A 21931-nucleotide genomic window follows, 5' to 3' on the forward strand; every position below is an offset into this window, starting at 1 on the left:
GCCGTCTGCAAAGTCACAGACGACATCTATGAAATCTCCTGTAATTTATTTTTCATACTGAGCAAAGCCAGCATCAAAAACATCAGCGAAGCCGTAAGAAAAATAAAGTGCACCTCGATGTATTCCCCGCACACCCCACCGAGAAACAACCCGATTGGAGCGGCGATCCGCGCCAGCATCGACGTGGTGCCAGAGACGCGACCCAGCATATGATTGGGCGTCACTTCCTGACGAATCGTGTGGATATGGATGTTGGAAAACGTCGAAGCAGCGCCCAGAATGAACAGCCCGACGGCCAAAATCAGCCAATGCGCGGATAAAAACAGCACCGACTGACCCAACGCCGCCGTCAGTATGGCGCCGATCAGCAGTTTGCCGCGCCGTCCCCATTTCAGGCTCGGCTTGGCGACAAAAGTCGAACACATGCTGCCAAGCGCCGATGCGGACAGCACCAATCCAAGTGAACTTGATGCCAAATGCAGTTTATCGAGCGCATAAAAGACGATGACCGCACCAGCGAACGAAGATACAAAGTTCACACCGAGCACGAGCAGCGTGATCGTGAACAACTCCTTGGTCAAGAGCAGTTGTTTCCAGCCTTCACGCATCTCCTCACGAATCGATGTTTTACGCCCTTCTGGCGATGGCGGCTTTTCCACTTTAGGCAATTTCATCAACGAAGTGAACATGAACAGGATCAGAAAGCCACCGATCGTGATCAACAGTCCTAGGCGATAGTTCATCACGAGGAGTAGGCTACCTGCGATCGAAGGTCCAGCCATGGAGATCACAGTGCCCCAAAAGTTGATCGTCGCATTGGCCGACACATAGTGCTCCCGCTCCATCAACAGCGGTACAATACTGGTCGTTGAGTTTGAGAACACATAGCCAAACGTCGTCAAACAAAATCCGAGCAGATACAAAACCCAGATCTTCGCCAATCCTGCTGTGAGCAAGCCGAACATCAACAGCAAGATGGCGATTTGCAACGCCACAGCAGCCAGCATCAGTCGCTTGCGGTCGAAGCGATCGACAATCACGCCGACCAACATGCCAAACAGCACATATGGCAACATGTTCATGACCGCCATCGAACTCATCGCCAGCGTCGAACGAGACAGATCATAAATCATCAGCGGCAGTCCCAGCGTGTAAATGTGAAACGTCAGCCCGGAGAAGCAACTGCCAACCCACAAGTACAAAAACTGGCGATTGCGCCATAACGATTTGGGTTTCGCTACAGAGTTGACCTGAGCAAGCGGTGTGCTCACAGATCTCACTCCCCGCTAGAAGCCGCACAGTGCTGTGCGATCGCCGCGTCGAGTTCGAGCAATTCCTCGCGTGTTTCCAATCCAAAGCAGCTGGTCACATACCAACCGACAGGCGAGCGGACGACCATCTTCCCTTGCAAGCGAACCCAAGCGTATTCGCCAGGTGTACCGCTCGGCACAGGGATCAAATGCGCCATCATGCGCAATTTGTAGCGTGGCAACGTAGGGAGCAATTTTTCAAAAAAGCGAACCAGCTTCAACTTCTCACGCTTGGACACCAGTTTCGTCAGCTTGTTGCGGTAGATGTTGAGCACTTCGAGCAACAGCGCGTTGAACAGACCGCCGTTGTCCACATTGTACGGAATGTAATGGTAAAGACGCTTACGCCATACGTTTTGTTTGACAAACAATCTATTAGAGAAACCCTCGAGCATAAAATCGGGGATGTTCGCTTTCTGTCCGGAAACCTGCTCATAGTACTGCACCAACTGATAGAATTCCATATTCAAATGATGGCCTTTTAAACGCTCGTGCAATTTTACATAATCAAGGTTGGGAGCTTCCAGTAGCAAGTATAAATCGACCGCATCGCGCAACCTAAAAATTTTGTTGCCCACCGATTCTCCGGTGAGGATCAAGATCATGTCTTCGGCAGACGGAATCGGAACTTTTACACCATTTACCAACGTTGTTCGTGCTTCGCTCCAAAAGTCACCGGACAGCCAACTGACCTCGCCCATGACAAAAGAGCCGATGCTCACTTCCAATTCGAGCATCGTGTTCTCATCGATGCGCTTATAAAAACCAGCAGCACCAACCACTTCACCGTGCAACTGACAAATCGCCGGTGCATTTTGGTAATCGAATCCAATCCCTTCGATCAAAGCGATCAATTTCCAAAAATCATCGACCGATGGGACGACCAGGTCATAGTCGCCCATTTGACGCGGGCAACCTTCTGGGTAGAGATTTTTCATGGCGTTGCCTTTTATGTGAATATAGCGAACACCATTTTCATTTAATACCTGCGCAACTTGGGCGAACAGTTCATCCTGAGCCGCACGGTTCCGCACCCGCTCTGTATAGTCTTCGTGCAGTCCCATCGATTGCTCCAATTGCAGGATTGGCACCATCATCTTGTTGTCATTGGCGATCTTTTTGACCTCTTCCTTTAAGCCTTCGTATTCGCGGATCAGTTCCTCGTTTTTCTTATCGGGGGTCAGAGCCAGACGATACAAAAACGGAAGTAGCTGTTGTTGCACAATGGTTCACTCCTTTAGCACTTAACATCAGGAGAAAGGAGAGGAAGACTTCCTCTCCTTTCCAATCAAATGAAACGAATCACTACTTGCGGATGTTTACAAAATCAGTCTGCGGCAAAACGAAACCTTTGCGGACGTCGATAAAGTTCGGCAGTTCCATCACGATTGTGCGCTCCATAGTGGGCACCTCCTTTTTCTTGCAGGACGAGTCTTTTCGTCGTGCAAAATTACTTCTTGCGGATGTCGATGTACTCATGCGTGTACATAACGAGACCTTTGCGGATGTCGTTGAAGTACGGCAGTTCCATTACGAGTTTGCGCTCCATGTTGTGCACCTCCTTTCAATTAAATCTCGGTAAATATAGGAAGAAAAATTACTTCTTGCGGATGTCGATGTACTCAGGCGTGTGCAAAACGAGACCTTTGCGGATGTCGTTGAAGTACGGCAGTTCCATTACGAGTTTGCGCTCCATCATGTGCACCTCCTTTCAATTAAATCTTGGTGAATGTAAGAAGCAAAATTACTTCTTGCGGATGTCAATGTACTCATGCGTGTGCATAACGAGACCTTTGCGGATGTCGTTGAAGTACGGCAGTTCCATTACGAGTTTGCGCTCCATGTTGTGCACCTCCTTTACAACATTTTTTCCGAGATATCGAACTAGTGTGACGCACCACCAAGATCGTCTGATGTTGCTGAAACATTGCTCGACATTCCGGGATCATCATTACTTGCGGATATCGATAAACAATACCGGTTCTTGCCAGTACTCTTTACGGATGTCGAAAAATTCAACAGGCTCTTGCCAACGGTTACGTTCCATATTGTGCACCTCCTCTCCCAGCTAAGGCGTGTCCGATCCAATGTTACTTACGGATTTCGATGAACTCCGGCATCGTGATTGCGATACTGCGGATGTCAACAAATTCTACCGGTTGTGCTACGCGGTTACGGAACATGGTGGACACCTCCCTTAACACTTAATTAGGGACGGAAAATTTAGCAAGTTTAGTGCCTTGAAAAAACTTTCCGTTTACTCTATTATATAAATAATCAGAAAATAATCAAGCGAAGATTTGAATGTTTTTCAGTCGAATTGATTGGTGAATATTCTATACGTAAACAAAAATTATATATAAAATTCGGAAGGGTGGGAATTGAGATGAACCCGAGAAAACGATTGCGCAGTCTGATGCAGGAGCCGGATCGCATCATCCAAACGGTAGGGGCGCACAACGCGTTGGGAGCAAAGTTGGTGGAGCAGCACGGATTTGATGCGGTATGGGCGAGCGGATTTGAGATCTCCACAGCCCATGCCAAACCGGATGCAAACATCTTGACCATGGTCGAATTTCTTGAAGCTGCACGTCAGATGACCGATGCCACCCACTTACCGATCATCGCAGACTGTGACACCGGATTTGGCAATGTGAACAACGTGATCCGCATGGTGCGCGATTATGAGAAAGCGGGCATTGCAGCCGTCTGTATTGAAGATAAAGTCTTTCCAAAGATGAATTCCTTCATCCCAGGCTTCCAAACGCTCGCTCCCAAAGATGAATTTTCAGCCAAGATTCGCGCAGCAAAAGACACACAGCGCGACCCTGATTTTGTGGTGATCGCCCGCGTCGAGTCGTTGATCGCAGGACATGGGATGGAAGAGTCACTCGAACGTGCGGCCGCTTATGAGGAAGCGGGCGCCGATCTCATTTTGATCCATTCCAAACAAAAAGATCCCGGAGAGATCTTCGAATTCAGCCGCCGCTGGAACTCCGACACACCGCTGGTTATCGTGCCAACCACTTACCCGAGCATCACGCTGACCGAAATGATCGAACATAACGTCAAAATGGTCATCTATGCCAACCAAGCGTTGCGGGCGGCGGTCAAGGCCATGAATCAAGTCCTTGCCCAGCTCAAAGAGTCTGGGTCGTTGCTTGCGATTCAAGATCAATTAAGCCCGATGGATCAACTTTTTGAACTACAAGGGTTGAAAGACATGATCAAACAAGAAGAACAGTACCGCAGACAAGAGGTCAGATAAGAGGAGCGGTTAGAATTTGACAGCCAACGATTGCAAGCTGTTGCAATCTCGAAAGGAGTGCAGGAACTTGAAACCGTTTTTGGTTATTGAAGGTGTAGATGGCACCGGAAAAAGCACCGTCTGTGCAGCTTTGGAGCAGGAACAAGGGGCTGCATTTTATAAAGGGATGTCACCAGAGTGGCGCGATTTCCGCGATTTTGTCGATGAAGATGCGGATGACGATTCGCGCCTGCTATACTATTTTGCTTCGTGTATGTACACGTCGGGCAAAGTAAAAAAATCTGGTGAAAAAGTGCCGGTGATCTGTCACCGCTATTTTGCAACCTATATGGCGATCTATTCTCTGAACACCGGAACGCCGCTGGAGAAAGTGCTCGAGGCGTTTGCACCGATCCGCGAGCGCATGGTCACGCCGCACCTGTCGATTTTATTGACGGCAGACCACGAAGAATTGAAACGCCGCCTGCTCGCCCGTGTCGATGAACTAAAAGCGACCGATATGCGGGTCGTCAACTCGCACGAATATACCTTAAACTTCGAAGCGGCTCTGCGAGCAGTGATGAGTTGGGACGGGCCCTACATCGTTTTGGACACGACCGGCAAAACACCGGAACAAGTCGTGTCCGAGGTTCGTCAGCTCTGTGTCCAGCACATTCCCGGCTGGCCAACGGTCATCGAATCGTCCAACTAACACACAAGAAGAGTATCCCAGACCTGGGATACTCTTCTTGTGTGTTCTACACCAGTCTTACAACGCGATGCCGCGCTTTTGCAGATCTCCCATCAAATAATCGTGGAGTTGCTCCCAGCGGCGTGCAGACTCTTCGTATTTCCCTTGACGGTTGAGGAGACGGCAGAGTTTGCGGGTACCTTCCTCCAATTCGGAGGTCATGCCATACTGTTCGAACAATGCGAGCGCACGGTCGAGATGGGCCTGACCTTTTTGATCATCTTCTCGCTCAAAGAAGATCAGTGCTAGCAACTGATGGACTCGGCCCATGCACGGATGAAGTTCCGGCAAGCTCATTCGTGCCTTTTCCGCGTACTCACACGCTTCATCGATCGCCTCGTTCGTCAGCAAAATGGTGGCGATATCCGCATACAGCTCTCCGACCTTCGCACCTTCACAATGGTTGGTCATGGCGAGTAGCTCCTGTACGGAAGCTCTCCAGTCGATTCGATCGCGCTTGAGCAACACCGCTCTGCGCTTCCAGTCCTGATTGTGCCGAGTGTTTTCTTCCTCTTCCAGCAAGATCGTAGCCTTGGTCGCATATTCATCCGCCTTGAGGTAGTTCTTTTGACGGTAGTAGGCGTCTGCAAGCTTCAGCATCATCTTGCCTCGATCCTCCGCTTCTACCACCTGCAACGCCGCATTCCAACATTCTGCTGCTTTGTTTACCTGGCCGGTCTTCTCATGAACGTTCGCCAATTGTACCAACACTTTTGCCTGAAGCGCCGGGTCAGGCAGCTCAATCTTTTTCAATTCCTCAAGCGCACGCTCGGTGTGATATAAAGAGATTGAATATTCGCTCTTTTTTAGTGCATCCAGCCCCATATGGAGATACACTTTGGACAGCAGCTCTCCATCCTGCCGCAGAATCGCCAAGCCCTGCACCTCGTTCAAGAATGACATCGCCTCCGCGGCCCGTCCAACTTGGAGCAAGGAGAAGGCCAATTCCACCTGCACGTCCATCTTCGGAATCTGCTGGTCGGTGCTGTCGAGCAATTCCTGCAACTGCGTGATCGCCAACCCGTACTCCTTGGCTCGCACCAGCCCTTTCGCCATCTTATATTTGGTGATGTCTGCCAGATCGAGTTCAACATCTTTCAGCAAAAAGTCGAGTGGCACGCCCAATTTCTCTGCAATCCCAAACAATATTTTATACGAAGGAGTGGTTCTGTCCGACTCGATTTGCGAAATCATACTCGGCGTACAAATTCCATCTGCCAGCCCAATCTGGGTCATCCCCTTCTTCACTCTCAACTCACGAATTCTTTGTCCCAACGATGTCATCATTTTCATCGTACCTCCTCAGCGGTGAATGTCTTGAACACATTGTAACAAGAAACGGGTCAACTTTGATATATTTACAGACCATGTTATTGCAGGAAAAAAAAACGACAGAAGTTGTCTGACAATTCGCCTCCTTCAACAAAAAAAGCCCCTAAAAAGGGGCTCGTATTCGCACTTATCGTTTAAAAGTGTCTGTAAGGTATCTGAGCCTAGCCTATGTATCGTCTTGTATCATCAAAAAATGGAACCTGTAACTTCTCATCTAACGAATCAAAAAACGGCTAGATCTTCTCTTTTGGATCCTGCTCCCACGATTCTGCCTGCAAGATTCGTGCAACAGGCACATTTAGGTCCTGTGCGATTTTCTCCAACATAACGAGATAGATCGCCCGATCCCCGGTTAACATCAGCCGTAATGTTTCCCTGCTAATACTCAGGCGTTTTGCCATTGCGGAAAGACTGAAGGAGCTTTCCTTCTCCTTCATGATCTCCCGGATTCGTCTCAACCGTGGAATCTGATCTGCATTTGTATGTGTCGGTGCCATAAGTTGGCTCATCTACGGTTCCCTCACCTTCCATCTACTAAAAATTCTTGTCGAGCGGGAAACGTTTTTTCGTCAATCTCCCCTTCGATTTTCGGGTCAACACATGCCACTGCTGCAAAAACTCTTTTTGCTTAAAGGCAATCGTCAGATAGCGATACGCAAGGTACCTGCTCTTTTTCGGGTAGCTCAGATTCCGCGCCACGCCATCCGCATACCGGGTGTCTTGAGTGGCCCGGGACAGTAAGATTAGCATTCTTGCTTTTAAATCCAAGTTTTGATCAATAGGTTCCGATTGTAACGTTTTGCGAATTATTGACTCGGCTGCCTGAAATTCATGTAGTTTGATATACACTTTCGCCAATGCCTTAAACCCGCTCAGACGTACAATTTCATTTTCCCAATATTCGATCGAACCCGCGATTAGATCTCTTGCTTTCCTGTAGTTGAGATCAGCATATTCAGCCCAGGCGACATTGAGATAGGCCCGACCAATCCGATCACGATTCGTAGTTGTCAAATATAGTTCCAAACATTTATAGAGATACATTTTGGCTTCTTTATGTTCAAACGATGAGTACTTCATTTTGGCAAGTGCAACATACAAAACACCATGATTAAGCGGATCATTCTGCAAATAGGGCTCCACTTGCTCTTTGATCTCAAGTACTTTATCAAACTCATCAGTATGTGCATAAACATTCAAAAACAGGACCAAGCATCTGGAATATAATGCCTCATCTTGATAGTCCTGTTTGATTTTTTCTGCAATCACGTACAATTCTTGTAGATATTGCTTCGCTTTATCGAAATCCTGTTTCCAGAAACAGATGTATGCAATTGCAGAGAGGCTGAATGCTCTTTCCGACATACCGATCGATACAACGTGTCGAGCTTCGACTAGTTCCATGGCCTTCCCTAACTGGTTCTGTGTAATAAGTTGACGACGAAGGTCATTATTATTTTGTGCATGCAAATCTTCTTGCAACAATCGAGGCAGCTGCACTTTCAAATCTTGGGCAATCTTCTCTAATTCAAAGTTGTAGATCTCGCGTTCACCATTCAACATCAGCCGCAATGTCTCCCTGCTCATCCCAAGCCGTGCTGACATCGCTGTAATGCTGTAGGAACTGCCTTTTTCCTTCATAATCTCGCGAATTCGCCGCCAGAGCGGAATCTTATCTTCATACGTATGTGTAGGTGCTGTAAGTTGGCTCATTCATTTTCTCCTGCCATTACATATTGTTATCCAGCGAAAAAAGACGTTTCGAGTTACTCCGTTGCACCCTTGCTGACCGTGACCGACCCAGCCTTAGTATTCCTTTGTAATATCGATTGAGATAGCGCGATGCGATAAACCGTTCCTTCTTGTTGTATTGCATACCGGAGACGACTGCTTCCGCATAGCCAGGATTCCCTGTAGCTCGAAACAATAAGATAAGAAGCAAAGCTTTCACGTCCAGATGTTCAACAATCCGATCCGATTGTAAAGCTGACCGAATTACTTCCTCCGCTGCACGATTTTCTTTGAGTTTGATTAGCGTTTTTGCCAAACCTTTCTTCGCCAGAAACCAAATTTGGACAGACGGATCCGTTCTAAATACAGCTTCAAAAAGTTCTTTTGCTTTCTCATACTCGCGTGTGACATATTCAATGTACGCAATATTCATGTATCCTCGTCCGATCCTATCCGTAACCTTTGACAGCAAAAATTGTTCATGACTTTTGTAGAAATACATTTTCGCATCGGCCAGTTCATACCTCGATAATTCCATTCTAGCAAGCGTATAATACACCAATCCCATTAGAGGCGTATCGCGAAAAATTGGTTCGACCAATTCTATGAGTTCGAGCGCTTTGTCAAATTGCCCCATATTTGCATAGCAGTTCAAGAGATTATTCAGCGCTTTCTCAAGTATTTTGCTATCTTGATACTTCTTGTTAATTTCTTCTGCCATTGCATAAAATTCCAAACAATGTCGAGTTGCTTCTTCTAATTCGCCCTTCCAGAAGTGTACAAGTTGTAACCTGTTGGTCGCCTCTGCGCGCTCTGAGAGACCAATTGCAACATCGTTATGCTCCCTAGCGGCGCGCATCGACTCCTCCCACTGGCCATTAGATATATACTTCGAAAACTGTTTATCACTATGATAGTGCATCAAATCCGCTTGCGTTAGACGTGTCAACGGCACTTTCAAATCTTGTGCGATCTGCTCCAACTCGAATGTGTAAAGCCCGCGTTCGCCACTCAGCATCACTCGCAGTGTCTCACGGCTCATACCAAGACGACTTGCCATGGCTGACATGCTGTAGGAACTTCCTTTTTCTTTCATGATCTCTCGAATCCGCCGTCCCAGCGGAATTTGATCTACATAGGTATGCGTTGGCGCATCTAATTGGCTCATGTTCATTCCCCTGTCATCGCTCGTTTAAAGTTGACTGTCGAACAGATATCGTTTTTGGTCTGACTTCATGAACGATTCGCATACGGTTGTCGTCCTCTTTGAAGGTGTCACGTGCAAAGAGGAATGAGGAGCGACTCTTTCACCACAGCAGAAGCCGCTTGAAACTGGGTTGAGCGGGTGCCGCCTAATGGCGCCTCTTGATCCACTGCCATTTCTTGAACGACGATTCCAATATAGAAAAGTATACGAATCTCATTAATATTAGCATAGCTTATTTTGCAGAATAATTCCTCATACCTAACCGGAAAATTCTGTACTATATCGAATAAATAACAAATGTATAACTACGATTCAAGGCGTTTTATATCGAAAATATTTGTGATATGATAAGGTAGTAATTTCCCACCCTCATTCTGAGAGGAGATGCTGCTAGTGGAAAATTTGACTCGCCAACTTGAGCACCTGTCATTCGATTATCAACCGACGTTAAGTGAGGTCATTCATGATGAATCGATCTCCCGTTTGCACAGTGTTCTGGAAGGTCGTACCGGCTTTGATTTACCGTTTGGCACAGCACGGCTTGTGTTGCACATGTTCCCGGAAAGCGCGTTTGTTGATCCGAAGGAATACGACATTTGTCCCTTGGCTCCGCTCGCGGTCCAGGAATACATGACAGAATCTGAAACTTACAGTGAGACCTCTTTTGTCAAGATTCCCAATACCAGATCGATCATCTCGTACACCCAGTTCTTCCAAGATGGTTATATCGAAGCAGTAGACTCCTCTGATCTGACTGAAGCCCAACTTATCGAAAAGATTGTTCTTTACATGGAGGCACTCTTCAAATTTGGCGTTGACCTCCCCATTCAAATACGTCTCTACCAAATCGACGCGAACAACCGCGCTTATCAACTTCCCCCAGTCGTCACCCATGGCAACGTAGACTTGGCCGCGAAGCTTGGCAAGGTGCTGTCGTCGCAAGAAAAAGAGCCCCTCGAATGAGAGGCTCTTTTTTTACCCATTTTGACTTAGACGATCAATGTTCCTTTCCAATCGTCCTTCATACCGCCGCGGTTTTCATCACAGACGTAAAAATAGAGTTGGGCGATTTTGTCACTTGGATTTTGACGAATCACTTGCAGGAAAGCTTCACGGGCGTCATAGAATCGGCCCTGTTGGTATTTGGTAATCGCCGATTCGAACAGGTCTTTTGTCTTTTGTTTTAAACGGCGCGTCTCTTCGTCGTCCGCTTCAAAAACATCGTACAATTCGATCGGGCCGGCCAATTTGTCTTGAAGCTCGATCAGCCCAAGGCTGCGCGCTTGGAAGTTGTCTCGCTCTGGAATCGATTGCAGGACATGCGCCGGAAGCAGGATCGTCGCTCCGAGTTTGTCCGAGATCTCCTCGAGCAACATGGCAAATTGCACGCTGTCCGAGATGACGCTGACCTCAAGTCGCTCTTCCGCACCGATGATCCCAAGCATCAGCGGTCCGCGCTGGATGCCGATGCCCACTTCGATCCGCCCCTTGCCCTTCCCTTCTCGGATGTCATTATAGTCGTCTAACGAACGTTTCATCTCCACCGCCGCCGTCAGCGCCTCGCTCGGGCTATCTGGGAACACGGCGAGAATCCCATGGTTGAGGTATTTGCTCACTTCCCCGTTGTTATCATCGATGATCGGTGAAATCTCGTGCAGGAAGCGGTTGATAAAGTTGAAATTGTCGCGCGTTTTGTCTTTCATATCTTCCAAGAAGTCTTCGAAGTCACGAATGTTGATGACCAGGATGCTCATGTCCAACTCGACCTGATCGCCCAATATCACATGGCGAATATCGCGCTTGCCTAGGTAGTTTAGGAACTTCTCCGGTACGAAATGGCGATACGCATCGCGGAACTCACGCAATTCCAACACCTTTTTCTCCACATGCTCCGACATGTCGTTGAAGCTGTGCCCCAAGGCGGCCACTTCATCATGGGAGGTGACGGTCACTCGCGTGCTCCACTGGCCTTTGGCAATCTGGTTAGCGCTTGTGCTCAAGCGGCGGACCGATTTGAGTTGCAGAAGCGTCACCAACAGTACGACGAGCAAAATCAAGATCGTAAACCCGGTCAGTTTCTGTAACGTGCTGTACCAGTACTCCTCCATGCGCAGTTCAAAGCCGTGCATATTGATCCCTGCCTCATAGACCCCGATCACTTTTGTTTTGTCCGCGTTGTACAGCGGGCCGAGCGCGAACAGCCAAGTGCCATTTTGGTCTTGAGATTTACAAGTGACATACGACTGCTCTTCTAACGCTTTGTTGTAATCGAAGCCTGCATCCACAGCCTTCAAATTGCCTGTCACTTTGTCACGGGCCATACAAGCGGAAACGGCCGTTTCATCGACGGTGACCTGGAAGGAATCGAACATGCGAGTATCGTTATCATCTTCGAGCACATCGTACAGCCTGTTGTCGATGTATTTGTAGACCATCATGTAAAACTTTCCAAAGTTATCTTTAAAGGTCAGTTTGTCTTTGATCGCTTTGTAATCTTCGTTCATATAGTCCTGTGGCGAATTGATGCGCTGCAGATGCTCAGGACTGACCAGATTCTGCCCATCATGAGCGACATAGACCAGTGAGCTCCTGACTTCCCCTTCCGTGTCTTCGCGAAAATCTTGATGCACCAAAAAGGCCAAGAGCAACATTGACAAAGAAATCAACGGAATGATGATGAAGAGCTGCTTGTAAATCAGCGAGTACGGCATGATGTTGACGTACAAGATCTTCAGTACGCCAAGCAGCAATAACACCGAGACCACCGCGCCAATCCAGACCAAAAAATGACGCGTTTGGGAGCTACCCGAATATTCGAGCACCGTCATTTCCTTTTGTGGCGTATACAGCAAAGCATACTGCGCCATGGAGACGAACAAGGCGCCATCCGGGCGTATTTCCAAGCTTGCCAACGGATGGTCGATTTGAGCGGTGTCTGCAATCGATTTCCCCACCAAGAGATCCAGCGCCTCTTTTTGGGTGAACACCGTCTCGACATGAGTCGGATCATCCAAGGAAAAATGTTTGACGCTCCCGCCATACTCGTCGAGGAAGTACACGTCTCTGCCTGACACCTTGACATTCTCGGCGAATCTGCCATTTTGTCCCGTGAAATTCTGCGGGTAGAGGCGTTCACCAGCCTGGTAGATCTCACCGCGCTTCGTCGAATAGATCAACTCTTTCGATTTGACCCCGACGATGTCTGTCACACCGATGTCAGTAGCAAGATGTGTGCTGGTGATTTTTGTGAATCGATCGAGCGTTCGGTCCCATTCATGAAGAGCGAGCTCGATATCGCTTTCCTGTGTGATCAGGAACAGTTCGCCGTCTTTCAGCTCCAACGCACGAATGTTGCCGCCACGCAGCGAATTGCGTTCCGCCACGCTGTAAGGACGTGAGAAGCCAAGCCAGTTTGTATCTAGTTTCCCTTCCGCATTGTAACGGACGATGGCTTCGTGTTTCAACACCAGCGCATTGACATCCATGACCCGCACCACGACATACAGCATTCCGTCTGGAGCGGGCAAAACATGATCGTAAATGATATAGGACAGGGAATCATCGAGCAGCGTCGGGTCTTTCGAGTTCAGATTGACAAACTTTGAAAGCGACGGTGCTTTGATTTTAAATTTCTGAGTGCCATCGGCGTCGAGCTTGAGAATCGACTGCTTGGCATCCTCGATAATATACATGTTGTTTTCGCCGTCAGACGTCACTTTATACGGTTTCTTTAGGGCTACGAGCTGATTGGTCGGAAACCGCTTCAAATCATCCGCATTTCGAATGCTAAAAAAACCTAGAACTGAGAGAGCTAACAATAAAATGGTTAAGATCAGTAGATTTCGTCTCATAGATTGACCGTTCCTTTAATTTCTATCGCCTGCGTTTTGTCATGCCATACCACGTTAAGTCCCAACGCCTCAACAACGAAACGCAACGGGACGACGGTGCGTCCAGCGATCAGTCGCGGCGGTGCATCCAGTTTGACAGCCTTGCCATTGACGAGCGCTGTCATCTCCCCGATCTTGCAATAGACGGTGGTACCTTCTTTGCTGATCCAGACGCTTTGCTCGTCTTGGTTCCAGGTGACCGTCGAGCCAAAGGACTCAGAGATCGGACGAATGTGCATCAGCGTGCGATCTCCGAGGATCAGCGGCGGCATCATGAATTTGATATCCACCGTTTTGGAGATCACGTTTTCTACCGGCAAGACGGTCGCTTTCGGCTGCTCGACTTTGATCTGCTTTTGCAGGTCGGCCAAGGCGCTCAGGTCATTCGCGGTGTATTTCTGTCTTTCAATCGCTTTGATCTCCTCGATCACTGCACTCTGAGCGCTGTCGAGAGCAGGGCTAGACTTGCCACCCGTTTCCGCCTTCACTTCCATTTGTTTCTTTTCGAACTGCTCTTTAAGCAGAAAGCGCTCCGTTTTTTGTGCCTTGAGCAGTTTTGCATCGAGCACGGCGATTTCCTGATTGATCAGCACAGCTTCTGCATCGGAAGCCTGTGGCAATTTGGCGGTTAGTTTCTGCTTGCCTGCAACCAGTTGCTCGATCGAGTCTGCAACTCCTTGCTCCTCGAATATCAGCGCGGTCTCCGCCTCGACTAGTGACACCAGCAGATTGTCGGCAGATTCTGCTGCACCTTGCTCTTTGGCCTGCTTGATCTGGTCTTTGAGCGCGGTGATCAACGTTTGAAGATCAGCCATCCGAATCACTTTTCGCTCCGCTTGGATCTCATCGATGCGCAGGGCAATCGTGTTGAGTTTGGCAAGCAATTGAGCTGCTATGTCCTTTTGTCCGAGCTTTTCCGCTTTCTGAAACGTTCCTTCTACAATCTCGAACTCCGCTTGCCAAGCGGCTTTTTCTTTGAGCAGTAACGATTGCTTCGTTGCGGTGATCTCCGCTTGAATCTCCTTTCTCTCGTCGAGGCCGTTCGCCTCCTTTAGTCGCTTTTCCAGCGCGGAAACCTGTTGCGCGAGCAATCCTCTTTGCACGAGTAACAACTGCTGATCGGCAGCATCCAACTTCACCAGCAGTTCCTTCGCGAGTTGGGCCTGTGAGTTGTTGACCGCGCGATCGAGCTCCAGCGCCAGTTGCTTGCTGGCTGTTATCGCTTTGTCCACCTCGGCCGACAAGATCCCCGCTTTGAAGTCGTTCAGGTTCTTTTCGGCCTGTTTCTTCTGTTCCAACAGCTTCGCCTTCTCAGCCGGGTCGCTTGCCGATGCCAGTGCGTCTTCCACTCGTTTCAGTTCGGCTTCCAACTGCTTTTGCAAGTCGGCTTGAGCTCCCTTGACTGCGCTCTCCAGCAGTTTCTGTGGATCAGCGAGCTTTTCGAGCTCATTGCCCGCTTGCTCGCTGTTCCCAGCCTTCAACGCTTCGAGAAAAGCGACTTGTGCGCGTAACGTGGCCGCTTTGATCGCAAGTTGAATGGCGAGCGTGTCATCACCGGCTGCAACCGCTTGTTTGTTAGCCTCCTCCGCTTTCTTCTGCTGATCTTTGGCATCGGTGATCGCTTTGTCAAGCGCGGCTGCCGTGTCCAACCATTCGATCGACACCTTGCCGTCTTTCAGCCGCACCCAGATGTTGATTTTCATTTTGTCAATGTCAGCATTGGCAACCGTTGTACCGCTCGGATTGAGGATGGCCGACAGATCGTATCCGTTTTGGATGTTGAACCATGCACCGTCTGCTAGCTCCGACTTGTAATACATGCCTTGATCCGACTGGTCGATGCTCGCTTTTGCCGCATCGAGAACAGGATTGGTCAACGCCTCTTTTTGGATCAAATAGGTGCCGATCAGCAGATGCCCGCTTGCCAGCTTCGATGCTGCGGGGCGGTCGGCCGCCGACGCAGAAGGTGAGGCCGACAAGAGTGTGCCAAACAATGAGAGGGCGAGCAATAAGGTGACAAACTTACGGCGATGTTTCCTACTCATGGCGAGCCTCCTTTTACTTCTTGGTCAAAGTTCCTTTAGGAGCATAGCCTTCAAGAACGGCTTCGTCCCCTTTCTGATCTCCGTTGTACAACACGATGTACAGATCGCTGATATCGCTGAAGGCGAGGTTTAAGTGGAGCAGTTCACCTTTAATCGCAGTGCGCTCCCCGATCTGCTTGCCCGTCTTTTTCGAATGCAGCGTAAAATGGGTCGCCTGAAGGCCGTCTTTGAGATCGCCGACCGTAAACTTGCTGGTCATCCCCTCGGCAACCGGTTCGAGTTTCCAACCTCCGAGCAACAGGTCAACGCTCGGCGGCTGGACCAGCGGGTCGAGGCCACTGTCCACCTGATAGGGCAACAAACCATTGCGGTAGACAACGCTGCCTGAGGTGTCAAGGTCGAGCTTGGAAAGTGATAACTTATACGCGAGAAAAGCTGAGGTGACCATTTCTCCCGCTTGAACTTCCGACGCTTTGACCGCGTCCAATTCCTCCTGTTTTAGCACGCCAAACTTTTTCTTTTGCTCTGCATCTTTCGTTGCTTGGCGCGCATGATCCTGTGCTTTCATCGCTAAGATGTAGCTTGCTTCCGACTGCTTGACACCGAGGTAAGACGTTTTGATCTTGGTTACGAGCTTTTGGCGGGTGTCGCTTTCTTTTAAGCGCGCTTTATCAAACTCAAGCATGGCCAGTGGCAAGGAGTTCTGCATGTCTTCAAAATAGCGCATGCCTTCGTACTCCCCTTGCAGATCTTTTTTAGGCACTTGTTTCAAAAACGGGAAGGAGAAGACGAGAACCCACACTTTGCCGCGCCATTTCGCTTCGATGTTCGCCAACATTTCATTGTATTTGGCCATAAATGCCGCATAGTCGGTCTCTTTCGTGCTGCTGTAGGTCGATTCCAATATCTGCATCGTTTGGGCGCCAAATTTATTCGTATACAATTGACGGATCAGATTGACTTTCGCCTCTGCGAGGCGTCTAGCTTCAATCGCTTTCCACAGCTCAAGATCGGTCCCCTCGGCTCGAGCGATCATCTGCCAGAGCACCGTTTGATTGAGCCATGCATATTGACGTGGAACGTCAAACGTAAAATCGCCGTCGAGATCCATGCCCACCTTTTGCCCCAACTCATTGCGGCTGGACTTGAAGGCAAGCGTTGCTACCGTGACGGACGATTGCACCGTTTCCAGCTCTTTTTTCGCAGCATCGACAGCTGCTTGCTTGGCATAGCCGAAGATCGCCTTTTTGGTCAGGTCATCCACTTTCACTTGCGCCTGTTTCAGTTCGGACTGTGCCTTTTGAACGCCAAGCTGAGCTTGGTAAGCGTTTATGTAGAGTTGCTCGATTTCAAGCCCAATCTCACGTCGCTTGTTCTCGATCTCGCGTTCTGCTTTTTTCAGTTCCAGTTGCGCGTTCGGGACCTTGGTGCCGAGGTCGATGTCTCGACTCAAACTATGCTCTTTCGCATGCTTGCTCGCATCTTTCTCAGCTTGAATGTTGATCGCTTTGTAGGCTTGGATCAACTCTTGCTTCTTTTTTTCCAGATTGCTGTTTAGATCTTTCAGATCCGGACTAACTTGAATGGCGCGCGCTGTCAACTCCTGAAGGGACAAGGCGGCCGCAGCATAAACAACGGTCGAGGACTGCAAGATCGGCACTGTAGACTGGCCTGCCAGCAGGCAGGCGGTGATCAATGAGATGGCAGCCGTTTTCTTATTCAAAATAAAAATGTGAACCACTCCTGTATGCTCATCAACTTCAACATCAATTTTACTACATTTTCTTGTAGTCTAGCATCTAATTTACAAACAATAACTCAATAACTTGTGGTACATTTAGTAGAAGAGACATAAAGGAGCGAGTACAATGGGTTTTGTGGTATGCGGTGGCGCACAGATGCAGTGCAGCTTTGGTGCTGCGCCGAGTGCACTGATGCTGCTTCCGAATAATAAAGTTGTAACAACGATGCCGATTGCAAACATCATGGACAACAAGCCGATGGTAAACGTGATGCCTTTTGGAATGTGCCAATCGCTGGCCAATCCGGCGGTCGCTTCGGCCACTGCTGCGGCGTTAGGTGTGCTGACACCGATGCCCTGCATGCCGGTGACTTCTGCGCCTTGGGCGCCGGGCAGCCCAACGGTGCATATTGCGAATATGCCTGCTTTAAACAACAACTCCAAGCTGATGTGCAACTGGGGCGGCGTGATTTCGATCATCCAGCCCGGTCAGCAGACGATCCAGGTGCCCTGATGAAAGTATTGATGCAATTGTCTAACATGATCATAAGACCGGTTGTCACTCCAATAAAAGTCCGTGTCCAAAAGGTGATCACGGCGGTGAAAAATTGGCCTAGAACCGTGCAGTCCAAAGTTGAATCGATGCTCAAACCAAAAGAGCAATCGTTGAAGGACTATGTCCGCTTCGGTCGGCGTTATGTTTCAAAACGGCTGATTTTAATCATCATGATCTTGGCTTTGGCGCTCGGCGTCTTAGCGTATCAATACCTCTATCTCAACCCGCCCGCCTTTTTGCGCGAACTGCTGGGGCGCAACGTCTTTGTCGAGAACTCCCAAGAGATCGTCAAATATTCCGGCTACGGTAAAGTTGTCGATGAAAACGGGGTTCTGCTTTACGAAGGCGACCTGAAAAATGGGAAATTCACAGGCACAGGCACCATTTTCGGCCATAACGGCGAGGTATTGTACAAAGGCGAGATGAAAGACGGCAACAAGCACGGCAATGGTGAATCCTACAACGGATTGGGAGAGATCGTGTACAAGGGCAGTTTTGCTGATGACCTGTACAACGGTGAAGGCACGACCTATTACACCAACGGCGACATGCGTTATACCGGCAACTTTAAGCACGGCAAGATGAGCGGCGACGGCACGATGTATTTCCAACAAGGCAAGCTGATGTACAAAGGTCTGTTTGTTGAAGATAAATATGCGGGCAAAGGCACCGAATACTTCTTTAACGGTCAGGTCAAATATGATGGAATGTTTCTCGATAACGCCTATGAAGGTGAAGGCAAGCTATTTGCGGAAAACGGTAAAAAGGTATTTGAAGGCACGTTTTCCGGCGGCGACTATCAAGGAGCTGGGAAACTTTACGACAAGGCTGGTAAGCTCCTGTTCGAAGGCGGGTTTAAAGAAGGACAGTACAACGGTGACGGCAAGGAATATTACAGCAATGGCCTAGTGAAATATGAAGGGCAGTATGCAGCCGGCAAGTTCCATGGAGTCGGGACACTGACCACAGAAAAAGGCAAACCGCAATATGTCGGCTCCTTTGTCGAAGGTAAGTATGACGGCGAAGGCGAACTGTTCACCGCAGAAGGCACACTGCGTTACAAAGGCCAGTTTCAAGCTGGTCGTGAGAGCGGGCAAGGGGAACGTTACAATGCGAAAGGCATGGTGGTATTCAAAGGCCAGTTCCAAGATGGGTATCCCTTCTACCCTGGCTTCCTCGATCTCGCCCCGCAGAAAGTGGAAGAATTGCTCGGCAAGGCTACAGATGTGCGAATCTCTGAGCAAGGTGTTCCGGCATTGGAGATGGTCTATGCGGGCAACAACATGCTGTTCCGCTTCGAACTTGACCCTGCCAATCTCGATCCCGATCCGGAGAAGCAAAAGGAAGCAAAAGTTACCTCGATCCAACTCTGGGGCTCGGAGCAGTTGGCAGAGCTGCAGCAGATGCTAAAAGAGAAGCAGGAAGCCGCCACTAAAACTACCAGCGGTGCCGCTTCGCCCACCTCACCAGGCGGCAAGACGGGGGACGCTTCAAAAGATCAGCCGACTTCTCCGCCGCTGAAACTGGTACGCGAATCGGGCAATGTGAAAGTGTATGCAATCGGCGACGATTGGTATTACTGTTCCTACAATGGAAAAGTGATCGCGCGAGCTGAAATCGCCAAAGCAATTAAATAAGAACCCACTCGTCCAAATGTGACCCTATAAAAAAGCCCTCCAGACGGAGGGCTTTTTGCTGTCAATTCTGTTGCTTACAATTTCAAACTCGCCGCTTTGCGGCCCACTTCGTCAGCATCTTGCTCTAGCTTGGGGTCATCATTGACGGGGAGTCCGCCCACCGTCGTGGTCGGTTGAACGAGACCTTTTGCTTGTTGATCGACGTGTTTGAGTTCGTGACCGAGCAGTTCTTGGCCAGTTTGAGTATCAGGTTGATACTGTCCTCGGGCAAAGTAGATGTCCTTGCCCTGTGCAACGGCCAATGCCCCGACTTTTGAGGCTTCGTCCCCTTCATGAATCTCCACGTCAGAGAAGTCGGCATTCATCGCCGTCTCCATTTTCAACTGCACATCTTCCGGCATTTTGCTCGATGACGCGCTGCGTTGCAAAGGCGCGGCCGGTTTCATCTGCAGTTCCTCTTCATCCAATGCCATCCGCTGTGCCGGATCTGCTTTCAGTTGCAGTTCCTCTTCGTCCATTGCCATCCGCTGTGCTGGGTCTTGTTTCAATTGCAGTTCTTCCTCTTCAAGCGCAGACATCTGGAGCGCCTTGCGTTGGATTTGGCCGCTGAGAAAGCGAGTGGTGGCTTGATTGCCGTATGAACGCTGCATTTGCATCAAGGTGCTTTGTATCGGTGAACCTGTGTTTACCTGTGCGGCTTTCTTTTTCTGTTTGACTTGGGATGTATTTGAAATACCGGCAATGCCGCGATGCATCTTCCTTGCCACAGTCATCCCCTCCTAGAGCTCGTCGTCCGCAGGAGCTGCTTCTCGCTGGAACGGTCGTTGTGCAGCGGTCCCTTCCTCCGGATCTTGTACTGCCCACCAACGGATGCGCACTTTGCTCATCTCTGTTCCGCCGAACAGTTTCACACCGATGCGGAACGTGCCTTTTTTCGGATAGACAAGCACGCCGACCGACAGCTTCGGCATGAAGGATTCAAAATCGCTACCCGAAAACACGTCCTGATCTCCATAATAAACGGCCTCACCTTGATTGAGCAAGGAGTCGCACTCTTCCGCGCCAGCCTGCACAAACACATTCCCCGTGCCAAGACCGTGCTCAATCTCATCCGAATAGTAGGTGCGCTCCCCTCTGGCAAACGGATTGATGCCCGTGCGTTGTGTGGGGAACAAATGGATGTCGGTCGTGCCAGCCGCCGTTCGCGGCACTTGGCCTTTGCTGACGTTCGAGCTGCCACCCTGCACTGGCTTGACCTCAGGGACGCCGAGAGTAAAGGTAAATTCCTGCTTGGTCGGATCGAATGTCACATCGAACTGCGGCTCGGCATCGGACGGCAGTTTTTCCGACTGCGACTGCACGCTGAAGTTGGGCATTGCCATTTCGCTGCTGTCGAGCGGAGCCGACGAACCATTATCGAGACCGAGGTTCGTCAAAAGCGAATGGTTGTAGATGTGATCCCCAAACGGTACCGTCTCGATGCGGTCGATCATAAAGACCGCCCCAGCCTGCTGCAGATGAATCTTCGCCAGGTACAAGCATGGTTCGCTGTCCGCTTCCAACGCTTTGTCGAGCGAACGGGCAAAATACTCTTCCAGCACGCGCTCTCGGGCAGACGATGCGACCAGTTCGATGTTCTGAATGCTGACCTGCCCGACTTTCACCACTTCATTGCCGACCCCAAGCATCGAGTTCTCCGGCAAGATTGCTACGGTCGCATCATGACCTGGCGTATCATGCGCACGCAGTTGGTAGGTGAACTCAGAACGGGTTTCGCTTTGCCCCTGCATTTTAAAGGAGAGCTTGTTGCCACCGATCGCGTCGCAGCCTTTGGTCATCAGTTCAAACTCCAACTGCAATTCTGGAGTCTGCACCGATTTTTCCACGATCACTTTCGCTTCAAAAACACTGCCCGCCTGCACATAGCGCGGCACTTGATGCAAGATGCGAATCCCACCAGCCTGAAGCACCTCTTTTGTCGTGTGCGCCAAGTTGTGATGTTCGAACGCCGACAGTTCAGGCGCCTGTTCGCGGACGAACACTTTGTAACCTTCGAACATGCGGTTATATTCGTTTACTTCGTCTTTGCGCACGGTAGTATTAGCGATTGAGAAAACAGGCTCTTTGCCCTTTTCATCGTAGGCGAGACAAAGATAGATGTGCTTGCTGTAGTCGCCGTTGTTCACAAAACCCGGCACAACAGACAGATTGAAAGTCATCGGTTCGGGCACGACGATCTCGCGCCCGAGATGGTCAAGCGCTACACCCGCCTGGAGTGAAAATGATCGCTCATCGACACGGATCACCTGCAGTCCCGCGATGACACCAGTGCCATACAGCAGACGGTTGAGCAGGCGACGCTTGTCGTTAAAATAGGTCTGCTCCGATTCGAAATCGCGAACGGTAAGCAGTTTCCCGTAAAAATAACGATTGCGTTCGAATGGATAAAATCGTGATTTTTGCATCTCCAAACTCCTTTTTCTC

16 protein-coding genes are annotated in these 21931 nt (G+C 49.5%); 5 read left to right on the top strand and 11 right to left on the bottom strand.

Annotated elements, in window-relative coordinates:
* Nucleotides 1–26 precede the first annotated feature (26 nt).
* A complete protein-coding gene (locus tag CIG75_RS11115; RefSeq protein ID WP_157729512.1) occupies nt 27–1271 on the bottom strand; it encodes an MFS transporter in 1245 nt (414 codons plus the stop codon).
* Between the two features lie 5 nt (nt 1272–1276).
* Complete coding sequence (locus tag CIG75_RS11120) at nt 1277–2533, bottom strand: nucleotidyltransferase family protein (protein ID WP_094236717.1); 1257 nt, start codon at nt 2531–2533, stop codon at nt 1277–1279.
* 1163 nt (nt 2534–3696) lie between these two features.
* Here CIG75_RS11120 and aepX point away from each other — a divergent pair.
* Both aepX and CIG75_RS11130 read left to right on the top strand, forming a co-directional pair.
* Complete coding sequence (aepX, locus tag CIG75_RS11125) at nt 3697–4578, top strand: phosphoenolpyruvate mutase (protein WP_094236718.1); 882 nt, start codon at nt 3697–3699, stop codon at nt 4576–4578.
* A 67-nt stretch (nt 4579–4645) separates the two neighbouring features.
* Nucleotides 4646–5269: an AAA family ATPase gene (locus CIG75_RS11130; protein ID WP_157729513.1), complete on the top strand. Its 624-nt coding sequence runs from the start codon at nt 4646–4648 to the stop codon at nt 5267–5269.
* A 57-nt stretch (nt 5270–5326) separates the two neighbouring features.
* On the opposite strand, the gene CIG75_RS11135 is transcribed toward CIG75_RS11130, so the two are convergent.
* The 4 genes from CIG75_RS11135 to CIG75_RS11150 all read right to left on the bottom strand — a co-directional run bounded on the left by CIG75_RS11135 (nt 5327) and on the right by CIG75_RS11150 (nt 9539).
* Complete coding sequence (locus tag CIG75_RS11135) at nt 5327–6595, bottom strand: helix-turn-helix domain-containing protein (RefSeq protein WP_172844453.1); 1269 nt, start codon at nt 6593–6595, stop codon at nt 5327–5329.
* A gap of 278 nt (nt 6596–6873) precedes the next feature.
* Nucleotides 6874–7149: a helix-turn-helix domain-containing protein gene (locus CIG75_RS11140; RefSeq protein WP_094236721.1), complete on the bottom strand. Its 276-nt coding sequence runs from the start codon at nt 7147–7149 to the stop codon at nt 6874–6876.
* A gap of 25 nt (nt 7150–7174) precedes the next feature.
* Nucleotides 7175–8353, bottom strand: coding sequence for a helix-turn-helix domain-containing protein (locus CIG75_RS11145; protein ID WP_094236722.1), 1179 nt, complete (start codon nt 8351–8353; stop codon nt 7175–7177).
* 16 nt (nt 8354–8369) lie between these two features.
* Nucleotides 8370–9539, bottom strand: coding sequence for a tetratricopeptide repeat protein (locus tag CIG75_RS11150; RefSeq protein ID WP_094236723.1), 1170 nt, complete (start codon nt 9537–9539; stop codon nt 8370–8372).
* Nucleotides 9540–9971: 432 nt separating this feature from the next.
* Between CIG75_RS11150 and CIG75_RS11155 the strand changes: the two genes are divergently transcribed.
* On the top strand, nt 9972–10541 hold the full coding sequence (locus CIG75_RS11155; protein WP_094236724.1) for a hypothetical protein: 570 nt from the start codon (nt 9972–9974) through the stop codon (nt 10539–10541).
* 26 nt (nt 10542–10567) lie between these two features.
* On the opposite strand, the gene CIG75_RS11160 is transcribed toward CIG75_RS11155, so the two are convergent.
* From CIG75_RS11160 to CIG75_RS11170, 3 genes are read right to left on the bottom strand one after another with little or no spacing between them, the layout of a single operon-like run.
* On the bottom strand, nt 10568–13429 hold the full coding sequence (locus CIG75_RS11160; protein ID WP_094236725.1) for an adenylate/guanylate cyclase domain-containing protein: 2862 nt from the start codon (nt 13427–13429) through the stop codon (nt 10568–10570).
* A complete protein-coding gene (locus tag CIG75_RS11165; protein ID WP_094236726.1) occupies nt 13426–15513 on the bottom strand; it encodes a stalk domain-containing protein in 2088 nt (695 codons plus the stop codon). Before CIG75_RS11165 ends, CIG75_RS11160 begins: the two co-directional genes overlap by 4 nt.
* A 13-nt stretch (nt 15514–15526) precedes the next feature.
* A complete protein-coding gene (locus CIG75_RS11170) occupies nt 15527–17254 on the bottom strand; it encodes a TolC family protein (RefSeq protein ID WP_157729514.1) in 1728 nt (575 codons plus the stop codon).
* A gap of 127 nt (nt 17255–17381) precedes the next feature.
* Between CIG75_RS11170 and CIG75_RS11175 the strand changes: the two genes are divergently transcribed.
* Together CIG75_RS11175 and CIG75_RS11180 are read left to right on the top strand one after the other, a co-directional pair.
* Nucleotides 17382–17768, top strand: coding sequence for a DUF4280 domain-containing protein (locus CIG75_RS11175; RefSeq protein WP_094236728.1), 387 nt, complete (start codon nt 17382–17384; stop codon nt 17766–17768).
* 86 nt (nt 17769–17854) lie between these two features.
* Complete coding sequence (locus tag CIG75_RS11180) at nt 17855–19447, top strand: MORN repeat-containing protein (protein ID WP_094236729.1); 1593 nt, start codon at nt 17855–17857, stop codon at nt 19445–19447.
* A 74-nt stretch (nt 19448–19521) separates the two neighbouring features.
* Here the strand turns inward: CIG75_RS11180 and CIG75_RS11185 are convergent, their stop codons facing one another.
* Nucleotides 19522–20214, bottom strand: coding sequence for an eCIS core domain-containing protein (locus CIG75_RS11185; protein ID WP_157729516.1), 693 nt, complete (start codon nt 20212–20214; stop codon nt 19522–19524).
* Nucleotides 20215–20226: 12 nt separating this feature from the next.
* A complete protein-coding gene (locus CIG75_RS11190; protein ID WP_094236731.1) occupies nt 20227–21912 on the bottom strand; it encodes a hypothetical protein in 1686 nt (561 codons plus the stop codon).
* Nucleotides 21913–21931 lie beyond the last annotated feature (19 nt).

It is taken from the genome of Tumebacillus algifaecis, from assembly GCF_002243515.1.
In the GTDB taxonomy this organism is placed as follows: domain Bacteria; phylum Bacillota; class Bacilli; order Tumebacillales; family Tumebacillaceae; genus Tumebacillus_A; species Tumebacillus_A algifaecis.

What these genes read in the sequence shown, in the direction of transcription:
- CIG75_RS11140 (WP_094236721.1), bottom strand. Translation starts at nt 7,149, where the DNA reads ATGAGCCAACTTATGGCACCGACACATACAAATGCAGATCAGATTCCA.
- CIG75_RS11145 (WP_094236722.1), bottom strand. Translation starts at nt 8,353, where the DNA reads ATGAGCCAACTTACAGCACCTACACATACGTATGAAGATAAGATTCCG.
- CIG75_RS11165 (WP_094236726.1), bottom strand. Translation starts at nt 15,513, where the DNA reads ATGAGTAGGAAACATCGCCGTAAGTTTGTCACCTTATTGCTCGCCCTC.
- CIG75_RS11150 (WP_094236723.1), bottom strand. Translation starts at nt 9,539, where the DNA reads ATGAGCCAATTAGATGCGCCAACGCATACCTATGTAGATCAAATTCCG.
- aepX (WP_094236718.1), top strand. Translation starts at nt 3,697, where the DNA reads ATGAACCCGAGAAAACGATTGCGCAGTCTGATGCAGGAGCCGGATCGC.
- CIG75_RS11160 (WP_094236725.1), bottom strand. Translation starts at nt 13,429, where the DNA reads ATGAGACGAAATCTACTGATCTTAACCATTTTATTGTTAGCTCTCTCA.
- CIG75_RS11190 (WP_094236731.1), bottom strand. Translation starts at nt 21,912, where the DNA reads ATGCAAAAATCACGATTTTATCCATTCGAACGCAATCGTTATTTTTAC.
- CIG75_RS11175 (WP_094236728.1), top strand. Translation starts at nt 17,382, where the DNA reads ATGGGTTTTGTGGTATGCGGTGGCGCACAGATGCAGTGCAGCTTTGGT.
- CIG75_RS11135 (WP_172844453.1), bottom strand. Translation starts at nt 6,595, where the DNA reads ATGATGACATCGTTGGGACAAAGAATTCGTGAGTTGAGAGTGAAGAAG.